Origin of the sequence: Streptomyces albidochromogenes (assembly GCF_005981925.1) — a bacterium.
Classification (GTDB): Bacteria; Actinomycetota; Actinomycetes; order Streptomycetales; family Streptomycetaceae; genus Streptomyces; species Streptomyces albidochromogenes.
The window spans coordinates 1-5431 of sequence record NZ_VBVX01000385.1; the positions used below are offsets into that span (position 1 = coordinate 1).

7 protein-coding genes are annotated in these 5431 nt (G+C 72.7%); 1 reads left to right on the plus strand and 6 read right to left on the minus strand.

Annotated features, from left to right (window positions below; all coding sequences use genetic code 11):
- Nucleotides 1-3: 3 nt before the first annotated feature.
- From E2E34_RS30640 to E2E34_RS30650, 3 genes are read right to left on the minus strand one after another with little or no spacing between them, the layout of a single operon-like run.
- Nucleotides 4-945 (minus strand): NAD kinase, encoded by a 942-nt coding sequence (locus tag E2E34_RS30640; RefSeq protein ID WP_138905121.1) that lies wholly within the window; start codon nucleotides 943-945, stop codon nucleotides 4-6.
- Nucleotides 942-1757 carry a TlyA family RNA methyltransferase gene (locus E2E34_RS30645; RefSeq protein WP_138905122.1) on the minus strand — a complete coding sequence of 272 codons (816 nt, stop codon included), beginning with the start codon at nucleotides 1755-1757 and terminating at the stop codon, nucleotides 942-944. The genes E2E34_RS30640 and E2E34_RS30645 overlap by 4 nt, the downstream gene beginning before the upstream one ends.
- 7 nt (nucleotides 1758-1764) lie before the next feature.
- On the minus strand, nucleotides 1765-2097 hold the full coding sequence (locus E2E34_RS30650; RefSeq protein ID WP_244316285.1) for a hypothetical protein: 333 nt from the start codon (nucleotides 2095-2097) through the stop codon (nucleotides 1765-1767).
- A gap of 41 nt (nucleotides 2098-2138) precedes the next feature.
- Between E2E34_RS30650 and E2E34_RS30655 the strand changes: the two genes are divergently transcribed.
- Nucleotides 2139-2489 carry an SCP2 sterol-binding domain-containing protein gene (locus E2E34_RS30655; RefSeq protein WP_138905123.1) on the plus strand — a complete coding sequence of 117 codons (351 nt, stop codon included), beginning with the start codon at nucleotides 2139-2141 and terminating at the stop codon, nucleotides 2487-2489.
- Here E2E34_RS30655 and E2E34_RS30660 read toward each other — a convergent pair.
- Genes E2E34_RS30660 through E2E34_RS30670 form a run of 3 tightly spaced genes read right to left on the minus strand, consistent with a single transcriptional unit; the run spans nucleotide 2473 to nucleotide 5389 of the window.
- Nucleotides 2473-3336, minus strand: a complete 864-nt coding sequence (locus E2E34_RS30660) for an ABC transporter ATP-binding protein (protein WP_425573370.1) — start codon at nucleotides 3334-3336, stop codon at nucleotides 2473-2475. The genes E2E34_RS30655 and E2E34_RS30660 overlap by 17 nt on opposite strands.
- Entirely contained in the window at nucleotides 3333-4412 is a 1080-nt protein-coding gene (locus E2E34_RS30665) for a FecCD family ABC transporter permease (protein WP_138905124.1), read from the minus strand. The genes E2E34_RS30660 and E2E34_RS30665 overlap by 4 nt, the downstream gene beginning before the upstream one ends.
- The gene (locus E2E34_RS30670) at nucleotides 4409-5389 is read right to left on the minus strand and encodes a FecCD family ABC transporter permease (protein ID WP_244316287.1); all 981 of its coding nucleotides are present in this window, start codon (nucleotides 5387-5389) and stop codon (nucleotides 4409-4411) included. The genes E2E34_RS30665 and E2E34_RS30670 overlap by 4 nt, the downstream gene beginning before the upstream one ends.
- Nucleotides 5390-5431: the final 42 nt, after the last annotated feature.

Consider the following 5431-nt stretch of genomic DNA (forward strand, 5'->3'; position numbering starts at 1 on the left):
CACTCAGTGCGGCGCCCCCCGCCACCCCGAGACGGGAAGGGCGAACTTGGCCACGAGCCGGTCGGTGAACGACGCGTGGTGCAGCCGCGCCAGCCGTACGGGCACCGCGCCCCGGCGCACCACCACCCGCGCGCCGGAGGGCAGTTCCACGGTCCTGCGGCCGTCGCACCACAGCACGCCGTGCGGCGTGTGCGGCTGCACCTCGACCGCGAGCACCGAGTTCGGCGACGTCACCAGCGGCTTCGCGAACAGCGCGTGCGCGCTGATCGGCACCATCAGGAGCGCCTCCACCTCCGGCCAGACCACCGGCCCGCCGGCCGAGAAGGCGTACGCCGTGGAACCGGTCGGGGTGGCGCAGACGATGCCGTCGCAGCCGAAGCCGGTCACCGGCCGCCCGTCGATCTCCAGGACGACTTCGAGCATCCGCTCGGGCGAGACCTTCTGTACGGCGGCCTCGTTGAGCGCCCAGTCCTCGTGGACGATGTCGCCGTTGTTGTGCACGAGGACGTCGAGGGTCATGCGCTCCTCGACCTCGTACGCCCGCGTGACGACCCGGTCGACCACCTTGTCGAGGTCGTCGCGCTCCGCCTCCGCGAGGAAGCCGACACGGCCCAGGTTGACGCCGAGCATCGGCACCCCTGAGGCACGCGCGAACTCGGCGCCGCGCAGCAGCGTCCCGTCGCCCCCGAGGACGATCAGCAGTTCGCAGCCGTCGAGCACGGCGGGCGAGGCTTCCGCCACCGTCTCGACGGACGGTGGCAGCGGCAGGTCGGCCGCCTCCGCCGCCAGCACGCGTACGCCGATCCCGCTGCGCAGCAGGCCCTGTACGACCAGTTCGGCACTGCGGATCGCCGCGGGGCGTCCGGTGTGCGCGAGCAGGAAGACAGTGCGCTCCGCTCCAGGGGTCTCGGCAGATCTGTCGGTCGTCGCTGTCGTCGTTGTCAACTCGGCCCCTCCGCCACTGCACGGTCAACATCCGCCGGGTCGAGCTCGGGAGCACCGGCCCGGAGCCACAGAAAGTACTCGACGTTCCCCGAAGGCCCGGGCAGCGGACTGGCGGTGACGCCCCGTACGCCCAGACCGAGCCCCCACGCCTGCCGCGCCACCGCGCGCACCGTCTCCGCCCGGAGCTCGGGGCTGCGTACGACGCCGCCGCTGCCGAGGCGGTCCTTGCCCACCTCGAACTGCGGCTTCACCATCATGACAAGATCGGCGTCCGGCGCGGCGCACCGCACCAGCGCCGGGAGCACCAGCCCCAGGGGGATGAAGGACAGGTCACCGACGATCAGGTCGACCGCCTCCCCGTCAATCGTGTCGAGTGTCATTTCCCGCACGTTGGTACGGTCCTTGACGCTCACCCGTTCATCGGACTGCAGGGACCAGGCGAGCTGGCCGTACCCGACATCGACGGCGACGACCTGCCGGGCCCCCGCGCGCAGCAGCACATCGGTGAACCCGCCCGTCGAGGCCCCGGCGTCGAGCGCCCGCCGCCCCTCGACCTTCAGCCCCAGCGGTACGAACGCCTCCAGCGCGCCGGCCAGCTTGTGGCCGCCCCGTGAGACGTAGTCCGGATCGCTGTCGTCCTTGAGCACCACGACGGCGGCGCTCGTCTCGACCTGCGTGGCCGCCTTGGTCGCGACGGCGCCGCCCACCTTCACCCGCCCTGCGGCGATCAGCTGGCTCGCGTGCTCCCGTGAGCGGGCGAGTTTCCGGCGGACCAGCTCGGCGTCGAGGCGTCGGCGCGCGACTCCTGCCACGATCGGTTCAGCTCCTGTTGTCGTACGAGGAAGGGGGCGCCGGAGGTCCCGGTCGTGCGTCCAGCGCGGTCAGCGCCTCACGCAGTCCCCGGTGTACATCCTCGTACACCTCGATGTGCCCGTCCGCCGGGAGGTGGTCGGCGTCGCCCAGCCGCTCCAGGAGCGCGTCGACGTCCTCGTGCCCGGTGGGTGTGCGCTCCATGCCGAGGGGCGCCGGGGCGGCCGGGCCGGAGGGGGCGGCCACCGCCGCCGCGTCGTCGTCGCCGTACCGGGCGTGAGCGGTGTGCGGGCCACTCGCGCCGCTCTCGGGGCGGGGGGCGTCGTCGACCTCGTGGTTCATGCCCCGACGCTACCCCGAAGCCCTGGGGTACCGTCGATCCGATGGCAACGACGGAGGAGTGCCGCGGCGCACTCGACACACTTTCGGACAACCTGGCCCGGGCCGACGACGACGGCGTACGCAGCGCCGCCGCGCTCGACCGCTCCCTGAGCTGTCACATCACGGATCTGGACGTCACGTTCACCGGCCGCCTCGCGGACGGCCGGATCGACGTACGGGACACCCACGACGGGCCGCCGCGCGAGCGCGCCGAGATCCGCCTGGCCATGACCGGCGACGACCTGGTGGCCATGGTCGACGGCGAGCTGAACTTCGCCAGGGCCTGGGCCTCGGGCCGGGTCCGGCTGGAGGCCGGGCTGCGCGACCTGATCCGGCTCAGGAAGCTGCTGTAGCCGGCGCGGCCACCGCCCGCCCGCGCGCCTGCCGCGCCGCCGGCACCACCAGCGGCGTCCCGGTCTCCGGATCGTCGATGACCTGGCAGCGCAGCCGGAAGACCCGCTCCACCAGCTCCGCGGTGACCACCTCGGCCGGCGGGCCCTGCGCCACGATCTCGCCGTCCCGCATGGCGATCAGGTGCGTGGCGTACCGCGCGGCGTGGTTCAGGTCGTGCAGTACGGCGACCAGGGTGCGGCCCCGCGTCTCGTGCAGTTCCGCGCACAGGTCGAGCACGTCGATCTGGTGCTGGATGTCGAGGAAGGTCGTCGGCTCGTCGAGCAGCAGCAGCGGCGTCTGCTGGGCGAGGGCCATCGCGATCCACACGCGCTGGCGCTGCCCGCCGGACAGCTCGTCGACGTAGCGGTCGGCCAGCTCGCCGACGCCCGTGGACCGCATCGACTCCTCGACGATCCGCTCGTCCTGCGGCGACCACTGCCGCAGCAGCCCCTGGTGCGGGTAGCGGCCGCGCGCCACCAGGTCGGCGACGGTGATCCCGTCGGGCGCGACGGACGACTGGGGCAGCAGCCCCAGGGTCTTGGCGACCTTCTTCGCCGGCATGGAGCCGATGGCGTGCCCGTCCAGGAGCACCCGCCCCTGCGAGGGCTTGAGCATGCGTGAGAGGGCGCGCAGCAGCGTCGACTTGCCGCAGGCGTTCGGTCCGACGATGACCGTGAACGAGTGGTCGGGTATCTCGACGGAGAGGTCTTCGGCGATGACCCGGTCGTCGTACGCGAGGGTGACGGATTCCGCGCTGAGGCGCTGACACTGCACTGGCATGCTCCTGGGGTTCTTCTCGGTCGTCATATACGTCCCGCCTTGCGCTCGGCGACCAGCAGCCACAGCAGGTAGCAGCCGCCGAGCACGCCGGTCACCACACCCACCGGCATCTGGGTGCCGCCGAGGCCCTGCTGGGCGATCCAGTCGGCGACCACGAGGAGGGCGGCGCCCATGCACACCGAGGCCCCGAGGTTGGCCCCCGGCGACCGCGTCAGCCTGCGGGCGAGCTGCGGCGCGCTCAGCGCCACGAAGGCGATGGGCCCGGCGGCGGCCGTGGCCACGGCGATGAGCAGGACGGCGGACAGCATCAGCACGAGCCGGACGCGTTCGACGCCCACCCCCAGGGCGTACGCCGCGTCGTCGCCCATCTCCATCATGCGCAGCGACCGCCCGTGCCCGAGCATCAGCGGGATCAGCACGGCGCACACGCCGAGCAGCGGCCACGCTTGCTCCCAGCCGCGCCCGTCGAGCGAGCCCGTCATCCACACCGTCGCGCGGGTGGCGTCGACGATGCTGGCCTTGGTGATCAGGTAGTGGTTGACCGCCGTCAGCATGGCGGCCGCGCCGATGCCGACGAGGACCAGCCGGAAGCCGTGCACGCCCCGCTTCCACGCGAGGAAGTAGACGGCGGCCCCCGTCAGCAGACAGCCGACGAGCGCGCCGCCCGTCACCGCGAGCGCGTCGCCCTTGAACAGCACGATCACGGTCAGCGCGCCGGCCGTGGCGCCTTGCCCGAAACCGATCACGTCCGGACTTCCCAGCGGGTTGCGGGAGATGGACTGGAAGACGGCGCCGGAGGCCCCGAGGGCCGCACCGACGAGCAGCGCGACGACGGCTCGCGGCATCCGCAGCTCGGTCACGATGAACTCCTGCGAGGCGGTGCCGTTGCCGAGGAGCGTGCGTACGACATCCCCCGGCGACATCGGGAAGTCGCCGCTGCCGATGAGCACGACCCCCATGCCCAACGCCACGACGGCGAGCAGCAGCGTGGCGAGGAGCGCCCTCGGCTCGATCCGGAGGGAGAGCCCGCCGCCGGTGCGGATCGCGCGCGAGGTCCGGGTCCGGGACGGGTCGCGGGGCTGCGGAGGTGCGGTAGCGGTCACAGTTGAGCCATCTTCCGGCGGCGTACGAGATGGATGAAGACGGGGCCGCCGACGAGCGCGGTCACGATGCCGACCTGCAGTTCGGACGGCCGGGCCACGACCCGCCCGATGACGTCGGAGCCCAGCAGCAGCACCGGCGCCAGCACGGCGGCGTACGGGAGGATCCAGCGCATGTCGGGTCCCGTGAGGGTCCGCACCAGGTGCGGGACCATCAGCCCGATGAACACGATCGGCCCGCAGGCGGCGGTCGCGGCGCCGCACAGCAGCGTCACGGCGACCATGGCGAGCACGCGCGTACGGGTCAGGTGAACGCCCAGCGCCCGCGCCGTGTCCTCGCCCATCTCCATGGCGTTGAGCGGCCGGGCGATCAGCAGCGCGAGCACCACACCGACGGCGACGAACGGCCAGACCTTACCGATGATCACCATGTCGGCGGAGGCCAGCGACCCGACGGTCCAGAACCGGATCTGCTCCAGCGCCGCCGAGTCCATCAACTGTACGGCGTTGACGTAGCCGTAGAGCGCGGCGGTCGCGGCGGTGCCGGCGAGCGCCAGCCGTACGGGGGTCGCGCCCCGGCTGCCGCCGAGGAGATAGACGAGGACCGAGACGACTCCCGCGCCGGCGAACGAGAACCAGACGTACCCGCTCAGCGAGGTGATGCCGAGGAAGCTGATGGCGGACACGACGGCGGCCGCCGCCCCGGCGTTCACACCCAGGATGCCCGGTTCGGCGAGCGGGTTGCGGGTGAGCCCCTGCATGACGGCGCCGGAGAGCCCGAGGGCCGCGCCGACGAGTACGCCCAGGATGGTGCGGGGCACCCGGACATCCTGCACGATCACGTCGTTGCCCGTCCCCGAGGCGTGGAACAAGCCGTGCCACACGTCGCCCGGCGCGAGCGGCTTGGCGCCGATGGCGATGCTCGCGACGACGACCAGCAACAGGACGCCGACGGAGACGAACAGCCCCACGGCGCGCACGGCGTTGCGCTGGGGGGGCGCGGGGGCCGGAGGGGCCTGCAC

Bases quoted from the DNA above. Each gene is read 5' to 3' on its own strand.
- E2E34_RS30660 (WP_425573370.1), bottom strand. From the start codon at position 3,336: ATGACGACCGAGAAGAACCCCAGGAGCATGCCAGTGCAGTGTCAGCGC.
- E2E34_RS30650 (WP_244316285.1), bottom strand. From the start codon at position 2,097: ATGAACCACGAGGTCGACGACGCCCCCCGCCCCGAGAGCGGCGCGAGT.
- E2E34_RS30655 (WP_138905123.1), top strand. From the start codon at position 2,139: ATGGCAACGACGGAGGAGTGCCGCGGCGCACTCGACACACTTTCGGAC.